Raw genomic sequence first — 24,427 nt, forward strand, 5'->3', positions numbered from 1 at the left:
ACCCGAAGGCTACTATAGCAAATAAGTAAAAAAGCCAAGACTCGGGTATAACCGCAACTTAATAAATCTTTATATTCACTTCCTCTCTTTTCGTTGTATTTTCTATCAATCCTTCTTGCAAAAATAACTTTCAATTTTTATTATAACGATTTAAAATAAAATGACATATGTCATTTTATAAAATGATGCTTGTCACTGTACAGTGGTATTAGCTTGCAGTATGATGAATACATCTACAATAACTGTTGCAATACAGAATAGGAGAAGCTAATGAAATTAAAGCAAAAATTTTCTTTTATGGTATGTTTAGTTTTGTTATTAACAGCTACGGGTTTTGCCCAAGATATCTACAATGAATTTGGGCAGCTTAAAATGGGACTGTATGATTTACCTGAATCGGATAGAATAAAAAAAATAAAAGATTTTCAAGCAAAAGCAGAAAAAGATTTTACATTAAGCGAAGAAGAAAAACTTACGATTTCTAATTTATTGATTTTGGAGTTGGCAAACATTACGAAGGCTGAAAAGGAACGGTATCTTCTTTTCGAAACGCAAAACAAAAAAAACGAATCATATATGGAAGGTAAAAAACTTTCCGCTTTGGGAAAATGGTTTTTGGTCAGTACGGCAGATGTCAAAAGCCGGCGCATTGCCTATCTTTCGGGGACTGTTCAAATAAACGAAGCAGTCGATGTCAAAGAATTGTATCTGCAAGCCTTAAAACAAGACAAGAAATTTTCACAAGGGCATCTTTCATACGGGCTTTGGCTTTATTTTGCGCCTCCTATTGCCGGCGGCGGATATGACAAGGCTTTAGCGGAAATTTCAAAAGCGGTTTCCTATGCCAAAAAAGAGGATGAAAAATTTTTAGCTCTTTGTTTTCGCTCGCAAGTGTATTTTGCACTTGGACAGCATGAAAAAACGGAAGCGGATTTACAAGCTGCACATGCGGCTTTTCCCTCTGAAACGTTTACCGAATTGATCCGAGAGATAAATAAAAATGGAAAAGTGTTTTTTGAATAAACGGTATTTGTTTTGTTTTTTGCTTACCGTATTTTGTCTTTGTGTATGCACAGCCCTTGTTTCTCAAATTGATAGCGGAGTTGAAAATAATACAAGCATTTCTGTTGAATCAGATGAGATTGCAATCAATGAAGGTAGTTTAAAAGACCTGCCGTCCATAGAAGAATCGGAATTATTATTTGCGGAATTTTATAAAACAGGAAAAATCGATACCGAGCCTTTGTTTGTCGGATTAGAAAAACTTGAACAAGAGCTTACAAAAGTACAAAACCTAAAAGGAAAAGAACGAAACATAGAAAAAGAAAACCAATTATTAACACTCTATCTTGAGTATGCAAAGATAGTTTTTACCGCATATCTTTTTGGCTCAATAAATCAGAGCTTTCCGAAAATACACAATATGGAAAAACAAATTGATGTATTTTTAAAGCGCTGCAAACCTAATTCTTCTGTTTGTCTGAAATTTGCGGATTATTTATATGCACGGCTGCCGGAAAACAGAAAGGTTGTTTTTAAATTACCTGTTTTGTACCGCAAGGTATTGCTGCAAGATTCTAAGAACAATGAGGCAAAAGTAAAACTTGCATGCTGGTACACTTTCAGCGCACAAGAAACAACGTCAAACACCAACAGCTTTATTGAAGAAAATGAAGCGCTTATTGAAGAACTTTCTGCGGTAGACAGATTAAACGCGTATATTGTGTATTCGCTGTATTATATGAAAAAGTATAATACTAAAAAAGGTTGGAAGTATTTACAGAAGGCGGAAGAACTCTTTCCTTCATATATATTAACGGAACGTCTTCGAGCAAATTATAAAAAAGGGATATTAAGTTTGTGAGGAATAGATTTTAAAAGGGAAGCTATATGTACGAGTTGACGGTTGATGATGTATGCAAAAGCTATAAAGTAAAGAATAAAAAAATAGAAGTGAATAAACACATTCACTTTAAGGTTGAACCTGCAAATCTTGTTTGGATTTACGGAAATTCCGGTGCGGGGAAGTCAACCTTTTTAAACATTATTACCGGCATCGATGATTCGGATTCGGGAAGTGTCAGCTGGAACGGAAAAGCCATTACTTCAATGAATGCAAATGCGCGGGCTCAATTTAGACTGGAAAACTGCGGGCTTATTTTTCAATTTTTTGAATTGATCAAGTCTCAAACCATTTATAACAATGCCGCCTTGCCGCTTAAAATACAAAAAAAATCAAGCAAAGAAATACAGGCTATTTTGTTTCCGTTGTTTGAACTTTTTGATTTACAATCGCTTGTACATAAAAAACCGAATGAACTTTCCGGCGGAGAGAGGCAGCGGGTTTCGATTGTGCGCGCATTATCTGCTGCTCCGAAATATCTTGTTGCCGATGAAATAACTTCTTCACTTGATATAAAGCGCTCTCATCAAGTATACGAATATTTGCGCGGTTATATCCAAAAGAAAAACGGTGTCGGTATTTTTGTATCGCATGACCCGATTATCAAAAACTATGCGGATAAGGTTTACAAAATGGAAGAAGGCTGTTTAACGGAAGCTGTTTATAAGGAAGAGTGAAAATGTTTTTGATTAAAAGCGCATGGGACAATATTACGTTTAATAAAAAAAGAAACACCTTTTCAATTTTGTTGATTGCCATTGCATCCGCTTCAATCCTTTTGTTTCAAGGGTATGTAGAATACTCCAAACAAGGAATGGCTTTGGGCTTTATCCAAAAAAGCGGAAACATTCAAATTAGGGTAAAAGGACCGCATGATACTTTTCAAAAGGATGCCAACCTTTTAACTGCAAAAGATATTTTGCAATTGCGTGAGTTTTGTGCACAGCTGCCTGAAATAACCGATATCGATGCAGTGCTTGAGTTTAACGGCATAATCGGCACAGAAAAAAACTCAAGTATTTTTTGGGGCGCTGCCTATGATAAACCGCACGCTGTCGGCATTACCGCAGGCACTCCTGTTTTTGCAGATGACAGGGCGGTTGTGTTGGGAGAGCTTTTGTTTGAAGAACTTGAAATGGATTTAGATAATACGGAAAACTTTGTAAATATTATGACAACAACTATTACCGGAGATATTGCAACTGCGTCCTTTGACGTGAACGGGTATCTTGCAACAGGCAATTTTCAAACGGATTCGGGACTGGTAATCACTTCCAGAAAAGCAGTTTTGGATTTATTTGAATTGGAAGACAGCGCAAATTATCTGCGCCTCTTTTTAAAAAATGACAAAGATTTAGAAAAGGTTGAAAAAGGCATACAAGAGTTTTTTATAAAACACAATCTCAATTTTGAAACCGCAAACTGGAAACAATTAAATCCCGAGTGGGAAAAAATTACCGGATTAAATACCGTGCAGTTTTCTGTCGTAAGCGTTATCCTTTGCGTGCTTATCTTTGTTTCGCTCACCCAAAGTTTGTCCGCAAGTTTTATGGAGCGTATAGGCGAGTTCGGCACAATGGAAGCAATCGGCTTAAAAAAATCATCTGTTATTTTACTTTTGCTTGTTGAATCCTGTATGCTTTCATTGTTTGGAATAGCACTCGGCGTTTTGTTATCACAATTCGGTAACGTAATCACCACAGCTTTAAAAATTGAGTTGGTACCGCCCGGCTATACCAAAGCCTATGCCTTAAATTTCTATATCGATTTAACTGCAATAGTTATAACTCAATCTTTTATTTTTATAACCTGCCTTATTGCGGTTGTTTATCCGATATACACGGTGAAAAAGTATAGCAGCATGAATCTTATAAACTATAACGGAGCGTAACATGAGTAAAAATATCAATAAAATATCTATCGGCTTTTTTAGTTTTTTCATTTGCGCAGCTTTTGCAATATCGGAAAACATAACCGCCGATTACGATTCTTTTTTAAAATTGAATACTATCTATGTTGAATCCGAGAACTCGCTTTTAACAAAGGTTAAAGTTAAAAATGAAAAAGAAGACAAGGATATTATTGCTGTGTACTGTCTTTTTCACAAGCAGGGCCAATGCATTCAAATACAATCAAAAAGCGGAACACAGTATTTTTTTAGCTCAAGTCAAGGCTACTGGGTATTTAACAAAAAACTGAAAACGCCGCTTAAAATTTCCGGTTCGTATAAGGCTGAAGAGTTTGAAGTGCAAGATATTTTAAAAACCGATTTTCGTAACGATTATCAAATGAGCGGAGAGGAATCCGAAACGCTGATTCTTGAACGCAAAACAAAAAAGACTACATATCATTTTATTTTGTTTAAAAAAATAGAGGAGTCCTATGAGCTTATCTTTTGCGATTCTAAAAAAAATAAATTGCGTAAAATTACTTATTATCCGGGAAAGGTAAACGGATTTCCGTGTTTTTATAAAATCGATATAGAGAATTTGCTTTTTAAAAAAGACTCGGTTAGCTCATGGATTACCGAAGAAGTAAAAACGGTATCCGTGCCGTCATCATTATTTTCGCTTTCAAATATAAAACAATTAACTCAAAAAATGAGTGCGTTGACGGAATAAAAATTTTGAAAAAAAGGAAAACAGCGTGTATGAAAAAGAGCATTCGATTTGTTATTTTTCTCTTTTTTTTAATTTTACGTCAAGAAGTTTTTGCTTCAAACATTGGCTTTGAGATTAACAGCGGTTTTGTTTTTTTAGAAAAGTCGGATGCTCAATTTATTCCGGATGTTGTTTCCGCATTGAATGCTTCCGTTTTTTACACACTTGATTTTAATTTTACCAATCAAAGTCTTGTATTGCAGCCCGGTGTTTTTATTAACGATAATTCTTTTAAAAATACTACAGTGCTTCCCTTTTTCAGACGGCTGAATTATTCCGCCTTTGCCGAAAACTTTTCTTTTACCGCAGGAAAAGATTTTCTGTATTTTGGTAAAGGCGGCATTGATAATAACTTTTTTATCAACATTCCTGACAAAAAAAACAAGAACTTGCTTTTGTGGCATCTTAAATTTGAAACCTTTGTCAAACAATTTACCTTTACGGCGGGAGCCGCCGTTGATACAAAAAACATTGATTTATTACAGCCGCCCGCATGGTATAACCTCTGGGGAAAAATTGTATACTCTCATCCGGTTGTTCTTATCGGGCTTGAAAGCGATTGGCTTTTTGAACCGACTATACAAAAATACAAACAGGAAAAATCTATTGTTTTTAAAACAGCGGTTGAAACATTTTTTAATTTACCAAAAGGCTTTGAGCTGTATGTAAATGCAAAACTTCCTGTCAATGTCCTCAAAAAGGAACTCGGTGAATGGGCAGTGCTCGCAGGTCTTTCAAAAACGTTTATGTATAAGAATTGCTCATTCATATCAATCGCAGAAGGCTTATACCATTTTAATCTCGGATTTAAATATGCCTTTTTTCAAATTGCGGAATTAGGCGAGTATATGGGATTCTCCATAGGCATATCGGGATTGGAAAATAAAGAATTAAATTTAATAACAGGCGCAAAATTTTTTATCGGAGACTTAAACTTTAAACTGGAATATATAACAAAAAATTTTTTGTTGAACAAAAACACACAGGGCGGAATAGTATCTATAGGAGTTATGTTTAATGAAAAAGTATAAAGCTATTGTATTGGTATGTTTATTTTTTGCCGGACTCGTTTATGCACAGGACAACAACAATAGCATCGAAAATAATAACGGCAAAACTGCGGCGGAGCAAGATATTATTATTTCTAAATTTGAATTGCGACCTCATTATACCGGCTTACCGCTTGGAGTAAAACTCGGTTGGTTTTATCGAAAAAATAATTTCAGTGTTTTTCCGAATATCGGCACTTCTTTTTTTATTGATGACGGTCCTGTTATTGATGTTTCAAGCGGGCTTATTTTACAAAAAGATTTTTTCCGCTGGGATATAAATGCCGCATATAATATTTATCCTTTTACAATGAACAAAACCGCAAGCGAACAAGCGGCATGCGGAACAACCTCGTTTACGTTTAGCGTGGGCAAAGTTAAAATCGGTATTCCCGTATATGCCGGAAGAAAACTCCGCAAGCTTACCGCTGCCAATCCCGGCGGAGAATCGGAAACAAAAAAAACGATGGTAACGGAATTATCTTCCGGATTGAATCTTGATTTTTTTCTTATAGATACGGGCTTTTTTAAAAGCACCGGTAACGCCGGTTTTTTTATTGACTGGATACCGAAAGATTTTTTTGTCGATTATCGACTGAACGCAAATGTTTTAGGAACCTTTTATGTATATCATGCGGACATTGCTCTTATGTATTCAATGTTTAAAACCAATCAGATTCCGATTAAGGGCGTAAATGCAAAAAATAATTATGAGATTGGAAAAACACAAGAAAGTATTACGCGGCGTAATTCATTTAAAAAACTACCGACATATACCGAACTTCATTTTTTCAAAAGCGAAATACGCTATTATCCGGCTCGGATAAAAACACAAAACATCGGCTTTTTCTTATCGGTGTTTGCGGATTTGGGGCTCGGAATCACCAAAGAAAATAAACGCCGTTTTCTGGCTGAGTTTGGAGGCGGAATCGGGTATACTTTGTTTGACAGTGTTCCCTTTACCTTTCAAGCAGGCGTAAACCAAGACATGAACCCCGTGTTTTTTCTCGGCGTTGTTTCATCTTTATCACACAGACCTTAGTGCTTAAAAAATATAATGTTTTGTAATTAACGTGTTTGTTATACTAATCGGAGTATCACCAATAATGGATTACCGGATTTTGTATCTCTTAATTAGTATAATTTTAAACGACCTTTAAAAGCAAGACAGTGTACAAAGTTTTGAAACTCGCAAGACATAATTTTGCCACGGACGGCGGTGGTTCCATGCTTCCTATGGTAAGTTTACTCACCCTTGCGCCGTGTCGGGCTCAATTTGACAATGCAGACTTGCGTAAAAACGAATAAGCCTGCGCCCCTTTCCCAAGCTTGTAAAACGGAAGTAGTTCCGAGTTACAAGCTTACAAAACTTTTTTACTTAACTAAGTTTATTGCAGATTGAGGAAGGAATACTGTTTTTGAGTTAAAGACGGTTAATCCGTCAAAGACAATTTGTTTTTCATCAACAATTACGTAGTTTTTATTTTTTGGGAAGCGGTAGGTTTTGCCGCTTTTTTTTACGATGAGTTCGTGTTTATCGGTGCCTGTTTCTACCCACTCGACTTTTGCGCCTTTTTTCTCAAGGGCGGGCTTTGCTTCAATAAAGAGCTTTTTGGTAAGATCATTGAGGTTCACGCCGAGCACTTCCGCGATGTATTCGCCGATTTGGTGATTGAAGATTGTGCCCTGCAGTTTTCTCACAGCGGGATTTCCGCAATAGAAGTATAGCCCAATATCACCTCCGACATGACCGAGTGTAGTCCACCCGATTCCGGAACGTCCTGAAATAACCCAGCCTATGCCTTGCTGCGTATCTTCAATATCCTTTATCGTTTTAATTTCTTCGGCGGTAAGGTCTGTTATGCCGAAATTCCTTGCCATAACTTCCTTAATATTGCTGCGCTCTTTGTTGAGTTCAAGCCCCGCTCCGAAACTTGTTTTTTTAGCATTTTTAATAAGCTTTGTGTAAAGCTCAAGCGGTTCCTTTGTGTATGTGCCGCTCGTTTTATAGTTTCCCATTGTAATACCGCCCGTGCCATGATCGGCTGCGGAAATTACAACCGTGTTTTTGTTCTTTTTTGCAAAATCAAGGGCGACTTTTACAGCTTTGTCGTATGCCAAAATATCCGTTGCCATACCGACCGGATCGTTCGCATGCCCCGCCCAGTCAATCTCCGAACCTTCAACAATGAGGAAAAATCCGGTTTTATTTTTAGACAGCACTTCAATAGCCTTTTTAGTCATCTCGGCAAGAGAAGGCTCGACATTCGGGTCCCTGTCGATATCGTAGTTCATCGCTTTTGGAGCAAACATTCCCCATAGTTTATCCGAGCTTGAACTCATCATTCCTTTTCTGTCGGTTACATAATTGTAACCAAGTCTTTTTAATTCGGCGATTAAATCCTGCCCGTCCTTTCTGGTTTTAGCATCGAGATAAACGCTTCCCGCACCGAGCACAACGGAAATATTTTGATAAACCATTTGCTCAATGAGTGTATCGTATGCTTTTCTACTCGGAAAATGAGATGCAAAAGCTGCGGGTGTTGCATGGTTTACATTTGACGTAGAGACAACCCCTGTGGAGCGCCCCGACCTGTATGCCGCTTCAAGCACCGTTGCAAGCGGAGTATCCGCTTTTTTGGGATCAAACTCTTTTGCGCCTGCCATCCCCGCAACCGAAGGATAGCAGCCGATATACGGAGCTTCGGATTTATATCCTGTTGACATAGCTGTCGCCGCAGGGGCTGAGTCCGCTTGCGGGACATTCGAGTTGTTAATTCTAACCGAGCCGGTTAAAATTTCATCGAGGGTAAATTTCCACTCAGGCGAAAACCATCGCGCAAAGGTATAACTTTCAATGCTCATTCCGTCGGGGATCATTAAAATAACGTTTTGCACAGTTGACGTTTCCCCGGTCGAAGACTTGCCGGATTGCGCTCCGCTTGATTGCGTTTCTCCCGCGCCGATTGAAAAAATGATGCCCGGTACAAAAATCATAAAGGCAAGCATCATAATAACTAATACTGAAAACTTTTTCATAAAGCCTCCTAATTTTTTTCTAAAAGGGATTTTGCAATCCCTTTTAGAATATTTACAGCCGAAGTATAACTGCGGATTATTAAATAAGTGTTACCGATCTGTTAATTTTAAAAAAAAATTATTTAAAAAGTGCAAAAAAAAGAGAAAAACAGCTTGACTTTTCGGGGGGGGGTACAATAGGTGAGGATTTGCGTGCTTGCCGGTTTTATTTTATGTGTTTTGCCGGCAAAGTATACAGTCTTAAAAACAAGTTGCGCAAGCGATTTTACTTGCGCAGACTTGTTAATCTAATTTTTATTTGCAAGCAGAGAACTTGCAAGAAGGAGCAAAAATGAACAAAAAACATGTTTCGAAAATTGCATTAGCAATAATCCTCACCGCCTTTGTGTTTGCCGGCTGTAACACGGCTATCAAACCGATTAAGGCAACAGGAGCTGCCGACGATTATTTAAAAGGCAAAAGTGCATTTACAGCTGAAATCGGCGATAGCTACCCTCTTACTTTTCAATTTTCTAAAGAAGGAAACTTAGTTGCTCTGGCTATGTATGACACAATGCCGGAATCGCTTAGCGCAACATATACCGTAACAGGGGACGATATCACAATTGATTTTACTGCTGCGCAAAAACAGATGAAAAACCTGAAGGGAAGCGCGCTGCTTAAGGCTTTAAAAGCAGATGCTGAAAAGAACAAGGACACGGATATGATGGCCATGCTTAATAAGGTGTCTAAAGATGACATGAATCTTCAGGCTGAATTATTTAGAAAAATGGCAAAAGCATTAGACGGAAAAACCGTATATAAAGGAAAAATTGATAAGACGAAAGGCACAATTATTTTTGATAAAATTCCGTTCATCAAAGTAACTGGAAGTGAGACTGCTATTTCTGTAAGCGCAGAAGAAAAAGCAAAAGTAACCTATACGATAGTAGAAGGACTAATAAAATAGTGCTAATAACATCTAAGGCACTTTCCATATTTTAATCGATTTTTGAAGGTGCCTGCATTGCACAATCCCGCCTCTTTGTTCAAGAGAGCGGGATTTTTTTTAATGGTTTGTTCTGCGTAAGAAGAACAAAGTTAAGCGATGGTTTAAAGCAAGGTAATTTGCAAAGCTTTAAAACTCGCAGTACTGATTTAATCAAGAATACTAAAAATCAGTGCGTTGGGGTGATTCCATATTCCTATGGTAAATTGCTCACCGTTGCTCAATTCCAAACGATGTTTTGCCTGATACTCCAGCGTAAGCAGGTAAAACTCGTAGGCGAACCAAAGGTAGAAATTCCAAGGGTTCGCCTTTGCGCCGTGTCGAGCTCTTTTTACACATAGTAGTTTTCAAACACTTGAATCATTTGATCCATCGTTACCTGCTTTTCTTCCTGTAAGTCAACACGGAGTAAATCAATTAATTCAGTTTCATTTGTTTTGACATTCAGATACAGGTCAAGAATTGATGAAACCACCGAAAGCCCGCAGGATTCATCATCCGCCTGTTCATGTAAAAAAGAAAAGCGCAAAAAAAGCGTTATTTTTGTCAAGCGGCGATATGCTTTTATTAATTTTAACCGAAACGCTTTAAAAAGAGATTAGCGCTCTGAATTTTCAATGCTTATATAAATACTGAAAATACTCCATGTCGGTGGAAAGAATTTTTTCGGTGTTTACCAGATTCTTTTTATACACTTCAAGGCTTTTCCAAAAGCTGTAAAACTCGGGCGATTTTCCGTAAGCTTGCGCATAAATTGCGGTGGCCTTTGCATCAGCCTCACCTTTCAGAATTTCCGACTCTTTGTAAGCTTTGGAAAGTATGCTGCGTTTTTCGTTATCCAACTTTCCAAGCCATTCGGCTTTTTTGCCTTCACCCATTGAGCGAAACATTTGGGCAATTTGGTTACGATCTTTGATCATTCGGTTAAATACGGAAGTTTGCAACTCGTCGGAATACTTTATACCCTTAAAAATAACATCAACAACCTCAATTCCGAAATCATTCAGTTCGGCATTTGCCCTTTGCAGAATTTCTTTCGCAAGCACATCGCGCCCTTTATGAATAGTCGGATATAAAATCTTTTCAGTAGGAAGCTCATCAAGATTTACCTCGTTGGAATCAATATCAAATTGCTCTTTATGATTGGTTTCGTTTATAACATTTGAGTTTCGCACCACATCATCCAAACTGTTTATCGTAATAATATCGCGCACTGAAGAATCGATAATATCAGAAACCCGAGAATACGCAACTTCGTACGTTACAAGTGATTGATAAAATTTTTTAATATCTGCAATTTTCCAGCGGCTTGTGGTATCCACTTCGATAAACTGTTTTTCCTTGGTAAGAATTTTTTGCGGATCGCCGTCTATTCGCAAAAGTTTTGAAGTATATTTATGTATTGTATGTATAAACGGTGTTTTAAAATGAAGCCCCGCACTTGTTTCTGTTTTTACGATCTCTCCGAACTGCGTTACAATCGAGGTTTCGCCTTCCTGTAAAATATAAAAAGGCTTAGCAAATATAAAAACTAAAAAAACCGCTACAAGAATTAAAATCGTATTTACAACCTTTTTAATTTTCTCCTGTGCCTTCGGATCCATTTCATTTATTTTTATCTTTCCCATTCTTGTTACCGCCTTTGTATCAATTTTTACCTTTTTGCAAATCTTTCAAAGGTAAAAAGTTTTTTATATTTTTATCAATGACCAAAACATTATCCGTATTTTCAAAAATCGAGTCTAATGTTTCTAAATACAATCTGCGCCGTGTAACATCGGGAGCTTTGACATACTCCGCATACACCGCATTAAAGCGCGCAACATCGCCGCTTGCCTTATTTACCCGCTCCGAAGCATACCCCATCGCTTCCTGAATAAGCTTATCGGCATCGCCGCGCGCCTTCGGAATTTCTTTATTGTAAGCTTCTTTCCCCTCATTAATCAGGCGGTTCATATCCTGAATGGCAATATTCACATCCTGAAAAGCTTGCTGCACTTCTTCGGGCGGAATAACATTTTGCAACTGCATGGACGTTACGGAAATGCCTAACCCGATTCGCTTATATTGCTCATTCAGCATATCCTTTGCAAGCTCTTGAATATTTGCCCGCGCCGGCCCCATGATATCAAGGATCGCCCGATCGCCGATCAAACTATTTACCACCGATTTTGAAATATCGCGGATAGTTTTATTACGCTCCACAGACTCAACCTTAAAAAGCCAGGCCTTCGGGTCAACAATACGATACTGCACAACCCATTCAACAAGCACGATATTCAAATCTCCGGTGAGCATCAGCGATTCATGGATAATATCGTTTTGATACTGACTTCTGTTTGCACTTTGAACAGTTCTAAAGCCGAACTCTTCCTTTTGTACCGTTGTAACAGGGACTTTATAGACATAGTCAATATAAGGAATAACAAAATACAACCCCGGTTGAAGCGTGCGGTTATACTTTCCCAATCGTGTAACCACACCGCTATCGGTAGTCGGAATAATCACAAAAGCTTTATAAATCAAAAAGGCCGCCGCAACCACAATGATGACGGCAAGCGGACGTGTTTTCTTTTTCATAGACTCTCCGGTAAAAAAAATTGCAGGCTTTATCGGGCAGGCAAACCCCGCACTCGCATCCCTCTGACCAATACACGTACGATACCATATTTTATTAAAAAGAGTAAAGAGCGAATTTTGTGTAATAAAACCTTTATAGCCGCCTCCATATTCCGCAGGAGCCTTTTTTTTAAATAAAGAGCCCGACACGGCGCAACGGTGAGTAAACTTACCATAGGGCAAAGCGTTAATAATTTGCCTCCGCTTTGCCTACGAGTTTTACAGGGCGAGTAATTTACCATAGGAATGCTGAATCTATAAACCGTTATTTTTAATGCTTCGATTAGTATTACAGTAACTAAATCGCGAAACGGTGTACTTGTCTTCTATATAATGCAACCTTCTCTTTTGCAGCATAAGGCTCTGTGCTATACGTTTTCTCTATCAATAAAACATTGACAGATTTCTAAACCAAGTTGTATACTTATAAAGCACAGACTAACATCTGTACAGAAAAACTTTTTGTAGCTATTTTTTTATGGAGGCTTTTATGAAACAAAAAATCATTCACACGGTGCTGTTGCTGTTTGTGGTAGCGATTGCATTTATCGGATGCAGCAAGGCGGAGACTGCCGGCGAAAAAGAGGCCGGTACGTTGGTGTATTGGTCAATGTGGGAAGCGACGGAACCGCAGGGGCAGGTAATCCAAGAGGCTATCAGTCAATTTACCGCCGACACCGGTATTGCTGTTGACGCACAGTTTAAGGGACGCACCGGTATCCGCGAAGGTTTGCAGCCGGCACTTGATGCGGGAAGCAATATTGATTTATTTGACGAAGACATCGACCGCGTAAACGCTACATGGAAGGCATATTTGTTGGATCTTGAAGATTTCGCAAAAAATGCAAATTATGAAGCAACCGCAAATGCAGGTTTAATTGCCGCATGCCGGAAGGCGGGGGAAGGAAAATTAAAATCTATTCCGTATCAGCCGAATATTTTTGCGGTTTTTTACAACAAGGCTATTTTTGACCAGGCAGGCGTTACCGCAGTGCCAAAAACTTGGGAAGAGTTGGATGCGGCATGCCAAAAAATTAAGAATGCGGGGTTTGTTCCGATAACCAATGACGATGCGTATATTACCTGTTTGTTCGGCTATCATATGTCACGAATAAACGGCTACGAAAAAACCGAAGCAATCGTGAAAGGAAATCAGTGGGATGATCCGTCTGTGGCTGAAACCGCAAAAGCATATGCCGATTTTGCGAAAAAAGGTTATTTTTCACCGAACATCGGAGCGAATGTCTGGCCTGCAGGACAAAATCAGGAACTTGCGATGGGAACCGCCGCAATGTATCTGAACGGCTCATGGTTACCGAATGAGGTAATCAGCATGACCGGCGATGATTTTGAATGGGGCTGTTTTAGTTATCCCGCAGTGGCAAACGGGCATGACGGTGTTGAAGCATCAAACTTCGGGGCACAGGTATTTGCAATCAATAAAAACTCAAAAAATGCGGAAGCCGCTTTCAAGCTTATTACCTATATTACCAAGGGACGCTTTGATAAAGAGCTTTCAGCCCGTTCTTTAGGCATTCCTGCCGATTCTACTAATACCGATTGGCCGAAGCAGCTGAAGAATGTGCGCCCTGTTATGGAAAGCCTCAAAACACGGTATCCTTGGGCAGCAGGGGCGGAAGCAAATCCTGATATGACTCCTATTATTAAGGAAAATATGATGAAGCTTTGCGCCGGCACCATTACTGCGGAACAGTTTACGGCTAATTTAAAGGCTGCAAGTAAATAATATTATAACTTCCAGCAATGCGAACTTCATGGTCGCATTGCCGTTAATTTTTATGATTTTGGAGGAGTACTATGAGAAAAAATAAAGGAGTGATTGCGGTGTTTATTTTGCCCGCTGCGAGTATGTTTATCATAGTATTCCTTTATCCTATCCTCAGAACGATTGTAATGAGCTTCTTTAAAATTGAAGGCATTACCGATTCTGTCAGTCGGTGGTCATTCGTCGGGTTTGCAAATTACGCCAAGCTGATGAAGACCGGACTCTTTCATATCTCATTATGGAATTTGGCGCGCATTTGGTTTATCGGCGGTATTATTGTAATGTCGCTCGCACTTTTGTTTGCGGTTATTCTGACAAGCGGGATTAAGTTCAAACGCTTTTTTCGTGCAGTCATTTATTTACCGAATATTGTCAGTGCGGTTGCCCTTGCCACCATGTGGCTGCAATATGTGTACAGCCCCAAATTCGGATTATTAAAAAGCTTTTTTACCTCGATCGGTTGGGAGCGGCTTGCACAAGTGCAATGGCTGGATAATGAGCATAAGTTTATGGCTTTGCTGCTTGCCTATTGTTTCGGCATGGTTGGCTATCATATGCTGATATTTTTAAGCGGCATTGAGCGAATCGGTACCGAGTATTTTGAGGCGGCAACCTTAGACGGAGCAAATAAGCCGGAACAGTTTTGGTATATAACACTGCCGCTTTTAAAGGGTGTATTCCGCATCAACATTACCATGTGGACGGTAACCTCAGTGGGCTTCTTTGTCTGGTCGCAGTTTTTTTCCACCGTTACTGCCGACACGCAAACCATCACACCGATGGTGTATTTGTATCTGCAAATTTTCGGTGCCGGCAACAGCATAACCGAAAGAAATTCGGGCGTGGGTGCTGCGGTGGGTGTTTTATTGTGTATCTGTGTGGTAACGGTTTTCAGCTTATGCAATCATCTTTTAAAAGATAAGGATTTGGAATTTTAGGAGCGGCAAATGTCAAAGTTATTTCAAGGCGGAATGGAAAGCGGTACAAACCGTTTTCAGATAAAAAAAGAGCTCAGGCTGCTGCCTGGCTATACAATTATTACTATCTGGGTGCTTTTTACCTTTGTGTTAATCGGCTGGGTGGTGCTTGCAAGCCTTTCCACCACAAAAGAGATTTTTTCCAACACCTTTTTATCAAGCGGACTCCATTTTGAAAATTATACAAAGGCATGGAAACATTCCAATGTATCGGTTATATTTTCAAACTCGCTCTTTTACTCTATTTTTTCCTGCGTGCTGCTTATTCTGATTTGCGCCCCCGCTGCTTATGCACTTTCTCGTTTTAAGTTTATTGCAAATAAGCTTATTCAAACAAGCTTTGCCGCAGCGATGGGTGTGCCGATTGTTATGATTGTGCTGCCCCTGTTTGCGATGGTTGCAGGACTCAACATATTAAATAACGTTGCCTTAAACAAGGCTACCTTGATTTTTCTGTATGTGGGAATTAACGTACCGTATACCACGATTTTTTTAACCACCTTTTTTGCAAACCTTTCCACCGCCTTTGAAGAAGCAGCCGCGATTGACGGATGTAATCCGGTAAAGACATTCTGGCTTATTATGTTCCCGATGGCGCAACCCGGCATTATTACTGTCAGCATTTTTAACTTTATCAATATTTGGAACGAATACTTTATCTCCTTAATTTTCGGAAACTCAAATCAGGTGCGCTCGGTTGCAGTCGGATTGTACTCAATGATTAACTCCATGAAATACACGGGAGACTGGGCAGGCATGTTCGCCGCAGTTATCATCGTATTTTTGCCAACCTTAATTTTGTACATCTTCCTTTCCGAAAAAATCATCGCCGGCGTTACCGGCGGCGGCGTAAAAGGCTAAGCCGATCCGTAACCGAGTGTGTTTATTACCTTCAGCGGATTTCTGCTTGGACGTGATCTTTTCGCGGTGTCTTTAGTTTTCCTCAATAATAAATCCGTCAAAACTCATCATTCGGGATTGAACATGGATGGCAAAATCTAATTTCCAACGATGTTTTAAAGCAAAGTAATTTGCAAAGCTTTAAAACTCGCAGGTTTGGTTTTGACAAGGACGTCAAAATCAGAACGGGCACGGACGCCCGTGGTTCCACGCAGCAGCGATGTTTTAAAATAAAAGTATTTGCAAAGTTACACCGGATCCAGCATCACTATGGTAAATTGCCCACCGTTGCGCCGTGTCGGACTCTTTTTTATAACAGGGAGTTTTTAAACTCGTGGTTTAGTTTTTGACACGGATGTCAAAAACTAACCTGAGCTTTTTTTTATAAAATTGTTTATGATGTATATACGATGTGTTAAAAAAATAATTGAGTTATTAAAAAAACCGCTACATTAGTTCTGTCGATGGTTTGTAGATGCCTCGCTGCAACTTCAAACCGCAACGCCCATAAGTGTACGATCGGTATCCTTTGTGCATACACTCGGCGATAGCCAAAAAAGTACTTGTGCAGAAACTCGACATCTGTTATACTCGGCATATGGCTCATTGTATCGTTCCCGAAGCGGAAGCAATTTTAGACAAAGAATTTAAGGTGTTGGACAAAGGGTTTGTTCGATTGGTGGATTATCTTGGCGGAGATGCTCGCATTGTGCAAGCGGCACGGGTTTCGTACGGTGAAGGAACTAAAACGGTGCGTGAAGACGGTGCGCTTATTGATTATCTTCTGCGGCACCAGCATACCTCTCCTTTTGAACAAGTAACGCTTACCTTTCATGCAAAGATGCCCATTTTTGTCGCTCGTCAATGGGTTCGGCACCGAACGGCCCGGATTAACGAAATATCCGGCCGCTATTCAATTATGCAAAATGAATTTTACATTCCGGAAGCCGAAGATATAGCCTTTCAAAGTAGGGATAACAAGCAGGGCAGGAGCACTGAAGCGCTTTCGCCGGCTTTGCAAAAAGAAATTACCGAAGAACTGACAAGCCAGCAAGAGGCGGCATACCAAAGTTATCAAAAGCTTATCGACAAAAACATTGCTCGCGAGCTTGCCAGAATTAATCTTCCGCTTTCCACATATACCGAATGGTATTGGCAAATAGACTTGCATAATCTTTTTCACTTTTTACATCTGCGCTGCGATCCGCATGCACAAATGGAAATACGCGCATATGCCGAAGTCATGCTTGATATCTGCCGAAAAGTAGCACCGTTAGCAACCAAGTCCTTTGAGCAGCATCAAAAGGGTGGAGTCCGTTTTTCCGAAGCCGAAATGCAGGCGCTGCGAAATGTTCTTGTGGGAAAAGATTCCGGGTTGACCGGCAAAGCGCTTGAGCGGTTTGAAGAAAAAATTAAAACCGGTAAACAACTGTAATTTTATTGTAAAAGGATGCAGTAAGAGTTTTCTACTGGTCGTCTGTTGCGTTTAAAGAAAGGGCTTCATAAAAAATTGGTGTAATGTTTTATAAGTAAGTTGCTGTTATGCTAATTGGAATGTTAACCATAACAGCTTAAAGATTCAGTATCACTATGGTAAGTTTACTCACCGTTGCGAAATTCAATACTCGTGTAGCGTTTTGTAATTAATTTCCTGTTATGCAAATCGGAGTATCAACAATGAGGGACTGCAGATTTAGCACTACTATGGTAAATTGCCCACCGTTGCGCCGTGTCGAACTCTTTTTTATAAAACTTTTTACGTTTTGAGTAAGATGTATTAAAAACAAATCGACTTATTAAAAAAATTTTATACTAATGTCTAACTCACAATAAAAACACAAAAATTTTCATGCGTATGGCCTCATCACGGCAATAATCGTATTGATAGGCTTTTTATTATCGGGTATTATGCTTTGCTATGTTTCGAAAAAAATGTATACAAATTGTATTGCTCTGTGTTTCCTGTTTGTTTTTTGCATGTACTCAAAAAAATGAGGAGCCGCTGAAAAGTGTTGAGCATGAAAAAATAAAACGCGTGTTGCAAAAACGGCTTCTTTTTGTACTTGGGCAGGATTATGGCGAGCGTCCGGCAATTCTGCAATTTTTACAAACAGAGTATGAAACAGCGGACGGGCAGGTGCAAATTCTCACTTATGCGGATTTGACAAAGCAGTCAAGGCAGCCGCGGACTAAAATGATCCTTGATGCCATTCGAGAGCAAAAGAGCGAAGTTGTAATCAGTTTGGGGGTCCCCGAAGCAAGTGGAAAGTATCTTTTAGCGGCAAAGAGGGAGGATCCTTCTGTAACGGTTATTTCGCTTTTGGCGGCGGAAGAAATTTTGCCTATTCAGGCGGCGAGTGATTTGGTTATCGATTTTCAACTTTCCGAAAATTCTTTAGAACATGAACAAGAGGTTTCTGTAAGCGATTCAGAATTGGCGCAGCTTTTGATGGCGGCTCTTGTTTTTGCGGAAGAGAAAAAAGACGGCTCGTCACTGCAAAGTCCTTTGCTGCAATTTGCCGATTCGCTTGCAACTGTTTCCGCATTATTAAATGAAAAGGGTAAAAACACCACTTTGTACCGGCTTGTTAATTATATTGATCCCGACACCGGGCTTACCGCACGCAACCATGTTCTTTTAGATGAAGAGCAAATTGCCGAAGAACAACCGAAAGACATGTTGATGGAAAAAGCAATCAATGAGGCGGAGAAAGAGCCGTGAATATGCTGCAAGCTGTTGCTCCCGGTATTATCGGCAACGAAGAAGCAAAAAATGCTTTTGAAGCAACTCGTTCGGCAAAACTTTTACTTGTCTCCGATACACACGGAAGCAGCCTTGCGCTTGCTTCTCTTATATTAGAGTTTGGGCGGCATGTAGACGCATTGCTTTTTGCAGGAGACGGGGCCGATGATATTTTACGGTATTGTGTGGAGGCCTGTTATACGGATGTATTGAAGCAGGCATTGCCGCCGCTCGTATTCTTGGTATCCGGCAATTGTGATTTCGGACAATATTCATTACCGGGGATAAGTCCTTCGTTCATTGTTCCAAAAAATCAAAAAATAACTGTTTCAGGCACTTCAATATTTCTTACGCATGGAGATAAGTATTCGGTTGATTTTGGAACCCTACTTTTAACCGAAGCAGGCAAAAACATGCAATGCTCGGTTGCGGTACACGGGCATACACATGTTCAACGAAAAATAGATGAGAATAATTTTTTGATTGTTAATCCGGGCAGCTTGGAGCGCCCGCGCGGAAGATCAAAGGCAGGCTTTGCAATTATGGATGTATACCAAGGTTTATCTCCAAGCGTTAGTTTTTATGCGGCTCAAAAAGGAGTGGGGAACAAGTCGCAGTATATACAAATTAATCTTTAGTGGATTTTAGTTCATTACTTTTGCTAAGAAAGATTTAGTGCGCTCTTCTTTCGGTGCGGTGAATATTTGCTGCGACGTTCCTTCTTCAAGAATTTTTCCTTCGTCTATAAAAAGAATACGGTCTGCGACATCTTTTGCAAAGCTCATTTCATGGGTAACAATTGCCATAGTCATGCCTTTTTCCGCAAGATTTTTCATTACCGCCAAAACCTCGCCTACCATTTCAGGATCTAAAGCGCTTGTAGGTTCGTCAAAGAGCAACATTTTAGGTTCCATTGCAAGGGCTCGCACAATTGCAATACGCTGCTTTTGTCCGCCTGAAAGTTGGTTCGGGTATACATTTTCTTTATCAGCCAAACCTATTTGCGAAAGAAGTTCCAGTGCCTGCGCGCGTGCTTTTTCTTCGGGTGTTTTATTTACCGTCATCGGACTGAGGATAATATTTTCCATTACCGTCATATGAGGGAAAAGGTTAAAATGCTGGAAAACCATTCCCACTTCTTTTCGATATAAATCAAGCCCGCCTTTCCGCCAATTTTGTGGGTCGGTAACATCTTTTCCCTCAAAGTATATTTTCCCTGCATCGGGGACTTCCAAAAGATTCAAGCAACGCAAAAAAGTGCTCTTCCCTGAGCCTGAAGCCCCGATAATAACCACAACCTCACCCTGGCTTATTTCAGTATCTATACCGCAAAGCACGGAAAGCTTGCCAAAACTTTTTTTTAAACCTTCGACCTTAAGCATACTTCATCCTTTTTTCAATATATCCGAGCAATTTTGAAAGCGGATATGTAAGCAAGAAGTAACAAAGAGCCGCAATTAAAAGCGGTTCAAAAGGTAAAAAAGTATTACCGCGTATAACGTTTGCCTTATACATGAGATCCGCAATGCCGATTACCGAAACAATAGAAGATTCTTTTATCACCGCAATAAACTCATTTCCAAGCGTCGGCAAAGCGGTTTTAAATGCCTGCGGAAAAATAATCAATCTAAGTGTTTGTCTATAAGAGAGTCCGAGCGAGCGAGCTGCTTCGGTTTGTCCAATCTCTATTGCTTGGATACCGGAGCGAAAAATTTCGCATATATACGCGCCGGAATTAATCGCAAGGGTTATAACACCCGGTATAAAATCAGAAAAGGGCATTCCGATTATGGAAGATAGCAATTTATTATTCGGAAATTTGATCCCCAAAGCCGGCAGCCCATAATAGATGATAAAAAGCTGCACCAGCAATGGAGTCCCGCGAATAAACTCAACATAAGCTGTTGAGATAAAACGCAGCCATTTTTGCTTGCTTATTCTGCCGAGTACTAAAACAATTCCGATTAGTACGCCGAATGCAACAGTGAATAAGGCAAGCAAAACAGTATTTTTGATGCCGATAAGATAGTATAACCAATACTTGGCTAAGAATGAGAAGTTCATACAATTTTATTACTCAACCAGTTCGTTTGCCGCAGTAACAAATTCAAATATTTTCCCTTGTGATTTTAATCTGATAATCGTTTTATTGATTACATCCAGTAATTCATTTTCGCCTTTTTTCACAGCGATTGCCGATCCGCCTGATTCATCCTTAAAAGTATATGCGGCAAGGGTTAAATCCGAATGTGCCTGTTGATAGCTTTCAGCAACGGGCAACTCCATAATAACCGCATCCACTTTTTTGTTTTTTAATTCCATTACGATATCGGGAATCTTTGCAAGTTCTTTTATTTGAGCATGCGGATCTTCAAGGTCTTTTTCAGCAACGCCTTTTATCTCTTTTTTAGCAATTTCAACCTGAACAGTTCCGCGTTGTGCGCCAAGCATTTTGTCTTTTAAACTTTCGGAAGAGGAGCCGTAAAGCGCTGCATCAGCCGAGCGAATAAGAACTCCCTGTTCGGCAATATAGTAAATATTCGAAAAATCAACATTTTGCTCACGCTCCGGGGTCGGTGTCATACCTGCAAGCACCATATCAACAGTACCTGTAGCAAGAGCTGCAAGCAATCCGTCAAAATCCATATCTTTAATTACCAACTCAACACCTAAATCTTTTGCGATTTCTTTTGCAATTGAGATATCAAAACCGACAATTTCATCCTTACCGTCTTTTTGTAAATGAAATTCATACGGCGGGTAATCAGCGGATGTACCTAAAACAATCTTGCCTTCCTCTTTAATAGAGGTGTATTTACTCTTTTTTTCACCGCCTCCGCAAGCAACCGGTATAAAGAAAAGAGCAAAAAGAGCGATTCCTTGAATAATTTTTTTCATAATTTTTCTCCATGTGTTTTGTTATAAAATAAGCATATGGAAATTATCTGCAGCATTATTCTTATAACAGTATAATAAGTGTTTTAAAATTAAAACGCTATCAGTATACAAAACAACTCTTTTTTATTCAATATCTATAAAAATGATTTGCAGTTACATGCATAAAAATTTTTGCATTGCTATTATGTGTAAACCTTGGGTAAAAAATAATTCGTTTAATAAAAGATTCGTGCATATAGTACAGCATTTTCTAATTAACTTCCTGTTATAAAAATCGGGGTATCAACAATAAGGAACTGCGGATTTAAGCATTCCTATGGTAAGTTTGCTCACCGTTGCGCCGTGTCGAACTCTTTTTTATAAAATTTTTTACGTTTTGTATAAAATTATATATATGGGCGCTGCAATTTAAACGTTGCAGAAAACCGGCTTGTTTTTAAGCATCGTTTTTATTTAGAAAGAGTAACGTGCTGCACGGTCGAAACTTCTTCAAGTTATTTTCGGCTCTTGCAAAAGTATCGGAATTATTTGATAATATCAACATGATGCTTATTTTTAAGCGCATACAAATAAAAATAAAATCTTTTAACATAATTTAGGAGCTTATATATATTTATGGAAAAAAACTATGCACTATTAATTGACGGAGACAATATTTCTCCGCGGTATCTTGAAGCGATTGTAAATGAAGTTTCAAAAGAAGGAGAGATCCAAATCAAGCGTATTTACGGTGACTGGACAACTGTTAATATGAATGGCTGGAAGAGTTTGCTTGCAAAAATACCGGTGCGACCTGTGCAGCAATTCCGCTATGGGGATAACGCAACCGACAACACAATAATAATGGAAGCAATTGAGCTTGCCAATAATAATAAAAATATTAATGCGATTTGTATTGTCTCAACCGATGCGGATTATTATAGTCTCGCGCTTAAACTGCGGGAATACGGATTATATGTGCTTGGAATCGGCAGAAGTAATGCAAAAGATATTTGGGTAAGTTCATGTAATGAGTTTAAGTATTTGGAAAATCTTGACGATGACGATAATGACGGGTCTGCGGAATCTTCGGAAGAAATAGATTCGTTGGAAAAACTTTTGCAGCATGCGTATAAAAACTCCCGCATGACGGAAGAAGGGTGGGTAAGCCTTTCGGATTTAGGGAAGTCAATTCGCAACAGCATGCCGGAATTTGATCCGCGTACGTATAATCACAGCACATTGCGGGAAATAGTTGAAGCTCTCTCTGACAATTTTGACATGAAATCGGATGAGCTTGTTCCGCCAAACTATTGGATTAAAGCAAAAACCGTCGCAGAGCCTGCAAAACGTTTAAACGGCGCTATAAAACGCTTTAAGGAAAAAGATCATTGGGGGGTCATTGAAAACAAAGAATATGGTTTGTTTCAGTTTTCGTATACCAATCTTTGCAAAGATTCTCGGCGAAATTCTTTGGCGGAAGGCACGCCGGTTACCTTTTCCGTGTTCAGAATGCCGAATCCTAAAGCGGAAACCCTAGAGAAGCGGAACGGAAGGGCTTCTAATGTTAAGGTTGTTAAACCGGAAAAACCGAACGTAAAAACATAAACGGTTTGTTTACGCGAGGAATCGGTGCTTTCTCACCGATTCCGGTCAACGCCTTACAACAACTTCAGCATCTCCAACACAATTAAAGCAGAAATTTTTGCAGCCTCTTTTGAAAATTCATCGTAAGCAATTTTTGCTGAAGCGTGTTTTCCCGCATTATCTGAAATGCAGCGTAAAATAATAAAGGGCACGTTATTCACCGCAGCTGTTTGTGCAATCGCCGCGCCTTCCATCTCTACACAAAGAGGTTCAAACTCTTTGATGATTTTTTCCCGCAATTTCGCATCCGCAACAAATATATCGCCTGAGGCAATACGACCTTCCACTGCTTGCTCGCAATTTTTCATTTCATCTGCATACTGCTCTTTGCAAAGCGCAAACGCTTTCATCGCAACATTCCGCAAGTTTTCATCTGCCCGCCAAAATGCAGAATCCATATTCGGTACCAAACCTCGCGGGCAGCCAAAGGCGGTCGCATCAACATCATGCTGTACCGTATCGGTTGAGATTACCATATCAAAGACTTCAATGTTATCCGCCGTTCCGCCTCCCGCTCCGGTGTTTATTAAGGCATCAACCTTGAATTCAGAAATTAAGATTTGTGTGCATAGCGCCGCATTCACCTTTCCTACACCGCCGCAAACCAACACTATTTCGTGATTGTGTAGTTTCCCCTCATAAAAAATTAAATTCGCTTTCTGTATGGAACTGCCTTGCAGCTGTTCCTGAATAAGAGCTACTTCCTGTTGAACAGCTCCGAAAATACCTATTCTCATATCCGCACCTCCGTCATGTAAGTATATACTTATTCCCCGATTTCCGCAACAAGCAATTTTGCCGATTTTGAGGATGTCTGCTCGAGCGGTATTTTTAATTATAGAAATCACTTCAACATATAAAACAAAAACATTTCGATGTAATGTAATAAGTCAATAATTGCACTCGGTAAAATTTAGGATAAAATATTCATTAAAAACTTAAGGGATGATATACAAGTCAGGACAAGAGCATGAAAAACTTATTTTTGTAATTTAGGCACTGATTCAATCCAATTTAGAATAGTTTGCAGCGGTTTTCGACATGATTGTTTTTAAAATTTATCGCAATGTAGAAAAATCTAAGTAAGATATTTACCAAATTTAGATTTTATGCGCTTTATTGCAATTTATGAGGCATTAGTATCGGAATAAATATATCCACACTTTAGAATATTCTTCATGCTCTTGTCGTGCTTTATCCCTCTTCCCTATTTCCGTGCTTAAAGATAGAATGCTTTAT

Annotated in this window: 23 protein-coding genes; 15 read left to right on the plus strand and 8 right to left on the minus strand. The window is 39.3% G+C overall.

Features of this window, described 5'->3' with window-relative positions:
• The first annotated feature begins 270 nt into the window (after positions 1-270).
• From FUT79_RS01450 to FUT79_RS01480, 7 genes are read left to right on the plus strand one after another with little or no spacing between them, the layout of a single operon-like run.
• Complete coding sequence (locus FUT79_RS01450) at positions 271-1,023, plus strand: tetratricopeptide repeat protein (RefSeq protein WP_024752923.1); 753 nt, start codon at positions 271-273, stop codon at positions 1,021-1,023.
• Positions 1,016-1,864: a hypothetical protein gene (locus FUT79_RS01455; RefSeq protein ID WP_148879922.1), complete on the plus strand. Its 849-nt coding sequence runs from the start codon at positions 1,016-1,018 to the stop codon at positions 1,862-1,864. The genes FUT79_RS01450 and FUT79_RS01455 overlap by 8 nt, the downstream gene beginning before the upstream one ends.
• 26 nt (positions 1,865-1,890) lie before the next feature.
• Positions 1,891-2,580: an ABC transporter ATP-binding protein gene (locus FUT79_RS01460; RefSeq protein ID WP_002700754.1), complete on the plus strand. Its 690-nt coding sequence runs from the start codon at positions 1,891-1,893 to the stop codon at positions 2,578-2,580.
• Between the two features lie 2 nt (positions 2,581-2,582).
• Positions 2,583-3,794: an ABC transporter permease gene (locus FUT79_RS01465; RefSeq protein WP_024752925.1), complete on the plus strand. Its 1,212-nt coding sequence runs from the start codon at positions 2,583-2,585 to the stop codon at positions 3,792-3,794.
• 1 nt (position 3,795) lies between these two features.
• The gene (locus FUT79_RS01470; protein WP_002700756.1) at positions 3,796-4,524 is read left to right on the plus strand and encodes a hypothetical protein; all 729 of its coding nucleotides are present in this window, start codon (positions 3,796-3,798) and stop codon (positions 4,522-4,524) included.
• A gap of 29 nt (positions 4,525-4,553) precedes the next feature.
• Positions 4,554-5,594 (plus strand): hypothetical protein, encoded by a 1,041-nt coding sequence (locus FUT79_RS01475; protein WP_044634994.1) that lies wholly within the window; start codon positions 4,554-4,556, stop codon positions 5,592-5,594.
• Positions 5,581-6,654, plus strand: a complete 1,074-nt coding sequence (locus FUT79_RS01480) for a hypothetical protein (RefSeq protein ID WP_024752927.1) — start codon at positions 5,581-5,583, stop codon at positions 6,652-6,654. The genes FUT79_RS01475 and FUT79_RS01480 overlap by 14 nt, the downstream gene beginning before the upstream one ends.
• Before the next feature lie 332 nt (positions 6,655-6,986).
• Here FUT79_RS01480 and FUT79_RS01485 read toward each other — a convergent pair whose 3' ends face one another.
• Entirely contained in the window at positions 6,987-8,651 is a 1,665-nt protein-coding gene (locus FUT79_RS01485) for an alkaline phosphatase (RefSeq protein ID WP_044634993.1), read from the minus strand.
• 331 nt (positions 8,652-8,982) lie between these two features.
• Between FUT79_RS01485 and FUT79_RS01490 the strand changes: the two genes are divergently transcribed.
• The gene (locus FUT79_RS01490) at positions 8,983-9,600 is read left to right on the plus strand and encodes a hypothetical protein (RefSeq protein ID WP_024752929.1); all 618 of its coding nucleotides are present in this window, start codon (positions 8,983-8,985) and stop codon (positions 9,598-9,600) included.
• 370 nt (positions 9,601-9,970) lie between these two features.
• Here FUT79_RS01490 and FUT79_RS01500 read toward each other — a convergent pair whose 3' ends face one another.
• The 3 genes from FUT79_RS01500 to hflK form a co-directional block, all read right to left on the minus strand.
• Positions 9,971-10,189: a cysteine peptidase family C39 domain-containing protein gene (locus FUT79_RS01500; RefSeq protein WP_002700763.1), complete on the minus strand. Its 219-nt coding sequence runs from the start codon at positions 10,187-10,189 to the stop codon at positions 9,971-9,973.
• A gap of 64 nt (positions 10,190-10,253) precedes the next feature.
• The gene (hflC, locus tag FUT79_RS01505; protein ID WP_047170258.1) at positions 10,254-11,267 is read right to left on the minus strand and encodes a protease modulator HflC; all 1,014 of its coding nucleotides are present in this window, start codon (positions 11,265-11,267) and stop codon (positions 10,254-10,256) included.
• A 19-nt stretch (positions 11,268-11,286) separates the two neighbouring features.
• Positions 11,287-12,219 (minus strand): FtsH protease activity modulator HflK, encoded by a 933-nt coding sequence (gene hflK / locus FUT79_RS01510; RefSeq protein ID WP_024752931.1) that lies wholly within the window; start codon positions 12,217-12,219, stop codon positions 11,287-11,289.
• Positions 12,220-12,748: 529 nt separating this feature from the next.
• On the opposite strand from hflK, the gene FUT79_RS01515 reads away from it, so the two are divergent.
• The 6 genes from FUT79_RS01515 (at position 12,749) to FUT79_RS01540 (ending at position 19,302) form a co-directional block, all read left to right on the plus strand.
• Positions 12,749-14,005 (plus strand): ABC transporter substrate-binding protein, encoded by a 1,257-nt coding sequence (locus tag FUT79_RS01515; protein WP_024752932.1) that lies wholly within the window; start codon positions 12,749-12,751, stop codon positions 14,003-14,005.
• Positions 14,006-14,076: 71 nt separating this feature from the next.
• A complete protein-coding gene (locus FUT79_RS01520; RefSeq protein ID WP_024752933.1) occupies positions 14,077-14,982 on the plus strand; it encodes a carbohydrate ABC transporter permease in 906 nt (301 codons plus the stop codon).
• A gap of 9 nt (positions 14,983-14,991) precedes the next feature.
• Complete coding sequence (locus tag FUT79_RS01525; protein ID WP_024752934.1) at positions 14,992-15,882, plus strand: carbohydrate ABC transporter permease; 891 nt, start codon at positions 14,992-14,994, stop codon at positions 15,880-15,882.
• A gap of 637 nt (positions 15,883-16,519) precedes the next feature.
• Complete coding sequence (thyX, locus tag FUT79_RS01530; RefSeq protein WP_148889206.1) at positions 16,520-17,356, plus strand: FAD-dependent thymidylate synthase; 837 nt, start codon at positions 16,520-16,522, stop codon at positions 17,354-17,356.
• Positions 17,357-17,839: 483 nt separating this feature from the next.
• Entirely contained in the window at positions 17,840-18,643 is an 804-nt protein-coding gene (locus tag FUT79_RS01535; RefSeq protein WP_148889207.1) for a hypothetical protein, read from the plus strand.
• A gap of 2 nt (positions 18,644-18,645) precedes the next feature.
• Entirely contained in the window at positions 18,646-19,302 is a 657-nt protein-coding gene (locus FUT79_RS01540; protein WP_002700781.1) for a YfcE family phosphodiesterase, read from the plus strand.
• Positions 19,303-19,308: 6 nt separating this feature from the next.
• Here FUT79_RS01540 and FUT79_RS01545 read toward each other — a convergent pair whose 3' ends face one another.
• Genes FUT79_RS01545 through FUT79_RS01555 form a run of 3 tightly spaced genes read right to left on the minus strand, consistent with a single transcriptional unit; the run spans position 19,309 to position 21,562 of the window.
• Positions 19,309-20,046, minus strand: coding sequence for an amino acid ABC transporter ATP-binding protein (locus FUT79_RS01545; RefSeq protein ID WP_024752937.1), 738 nt, complete (start codon positions 20,044-20,046; stop codon positions 19,309-19,311).
• Positions 20,039-20,728 carry an amino acid ABC transporter permease gene (locus FUT79_RS01550; protein ID WP_002700784.1) on the minus strand — a complete coding sequence of 230 codons (690 nt, stop codon included), beginning with the start codon at positions 20,726-20,728 and terminating at the stop codon, positions 20,039-20,041. The genes FUT79_RS01545 and FUT79_RS01550 overlap by 8 nt, the downstream gene beginning before the upstream one ends.
• Positions 20,729-20,737: 9 nt before the next feature.
• Positions 20,738-21,562, minus strand: coding sequence for a transporter substrate-binding domain-containing protein (locus tag FUT79_RS01555; protein ID WP_002700785.1), 825 nt, complete (start codon positions 21,560-21,562; stop codon positions 20,738-20,740).
• 615 nt (positions 21,563-22,177) lie between these two features.
• Between FUT79_RS01555 and FUT79_RS01560 the strand changes: the two genes are divergently transcribed.
• Entirely contained in the window at positions 22,178-23,149 is a 972-nt protein-coding gene (locus tag FUT79_RS01560) for an NYN domain-containing protein (RefSeq protein ID WP_002700795.1), read from the plus strand.
• A 53-nt stretch (positions 23,150-23,202) separates the two neighbouring features.
• On the opposite strand, the gene FUT79_RS01565 is transcribed toward FUT79_RS01560, so the two are convergent.
• Positions 23,203-23,925, minus strand: a complete 723-nt coding sequence (locus FUT79_RS01565; protein ID WP_024752939.1) for a 5'-methylthioadenosine/adenosylhomocysteine nucleosidase — start codon at positions 23,923-23,925, stop codon at positions 23,203-23,205.
• Between the last annotated feature and the right edge of the window lie 502 nt (positions 23,926-24,427).

The organism is Treponema phagedenis, assembly GCF_008153345.1.
Classification (GTDB): domain Bacteria; phylum Spirochaetota; class Spirochaetia; order Treponematales; family Treponemataceae; genus Treponema; species Treponema phagedenis.

Bases quoted from the DNA above. Each gene is read 5' to 3' on its own strand.
- hflC (WP_047170258.1), bottom strand. From the start codon at position 11,267: ATGGGAAAGATAAAAATAAATGAAATGGATCCGAAGGCACAGGAGAAA.
- FUT79_RS01560 (WP_002700795.1), top strand. From the start codon at position 22,178: ATGGAAAAAAACTATGCACTATTAATTGACGGAGACAATATTTCTCCG.
- FUT79_RS01550 (WP_002700784.1), bottom strand. From the start codon at position 20,728: ATGAACTTCTCATTCTTAGCCAAGTATTGGTTATACTATCTTATCGGC.
- FUT79_RS01555 (WP_002700785.1), bottom strand. From the start codon at position 21,562: ATGAAAAAAATTATTCAAGGAATCGCTCTTTTTGCTCTTTTCTTTATA.
- FUT79_RS01490 (WP_024752929.1), top strand. From the start codon at position 8,983: ATGAACAAAAAACATGTTTCGAAAATTGCATTAGCAATAATCCTCACC.
- FUT79_RS01520 (WP_024752933.1), top strand. From the start codon at position 14,077: ATGAGAAAAAATAAAGGAGTGATTGCGGTGTTTATTTTGCCCGCTGCG.
- FUT79_RS01470 (WP_002700756.1), top strand. From the start codon at position 3,796: ATGAGTAAAAATATCAATAAAATATCTATCGGCTTTTTTAGTTTTTTC.
- FUT79_RS01465 (WP_024752925.1), top strand. From the start codon at position 2,583: ATGTTTTTGATTAAAAGCGCATGGGACAATATTACGTTTAATAAAAAA.
- FUT79_RS01540 (WP_002700781.1), top strand. From the start codon at position 18,646: ATGCTGCAAGCTGTTGCTCCCGGTATTATCGGCAACGAAGAAGCAAAA.
- FUT79_RS01480 (WP_024752927.1), top strand. From the start codon at position 5,581: ATGAAAAAGTATAAAGCTATTGTATTGGTATGTTTATTTTTTGCCGGA.
- FUT79_RS01545 (WP_024752937.1), bottom strand. From the start codon at position 20,046: ATGCTTAAGGTCGAAGGTTTAAAAAAAAGTTTTGGCAAGCTTTCCGTG.
- FUT79_RS01485 (WP_044634993.1), bottom strand. From the start codon at position 8,651: ATGAAAAAGTTTTCAGTATTAGTTATTATGATGCTTGCCTTTATGATT.
- FUT79_RS01515 (WP_024752932.1), top strand. From the start codon at position 12,749: ATGAAACAAAAAATCATTCACACGGTGCTGTTGCTGTTTGTGGTAGCG.
- FUT79_RS01460 (WP_002700754.1), top strand. From the start codon at position 1,891: ATGTACGAGTTGACGGTTGATGATGTATGCAAAAGCTATAAAGTAAAG.
- FUT79_RS01475 (WP_044634994.1), top strand. From the start codon at position 4,554: ATGAAAAAGAGCATTCGATTTGTTATTTTTCTCTTTTTTTTAATTTTA.
- FUT79_RS01565 (WP_024752939.1), bottom strand. From the start codon at position 23,925: ATGAGAATAGGTATTTTCGGAGCTGTTCAACAGGAAGTAGCTCTTATT.
- FUT79_RS01535 (WP_148889207.1), top strand. From the start codon at position 17,840: ATGTTTCGAAAAAAATGTATACAAATTGTATTGCTCTGTGTTTCCTGT.
- thyX (WP_148889206.1), top strand. From the start codon at position 16,520: ATGGCTCATTGTATCGTTCCCGAAGCGGAAGCAATTTTAGACAAAGAA.
- FUT79_RS01525 (WP_024752934.1), top strand. From the start codon at position 14,992: ATGTCAAAGTTATTTCAAGGCGGAATGGAAAGCGGTACAAACCGTTTT.
- hflK (WP_024752931.1), bottom strand. From the start codon at position 12,219: ATGAAAAAGAAAACACGTCCGCTTGCCGTCATCATTGTGGTTGCGGCG.
- FUT79_RS01450 (WP_024752923.1), top strand. From the start codon at position 271: ATGAAATTAAAGCAAAAATTTTCTTTTATGGTATGTTTAGTTTTGTTA.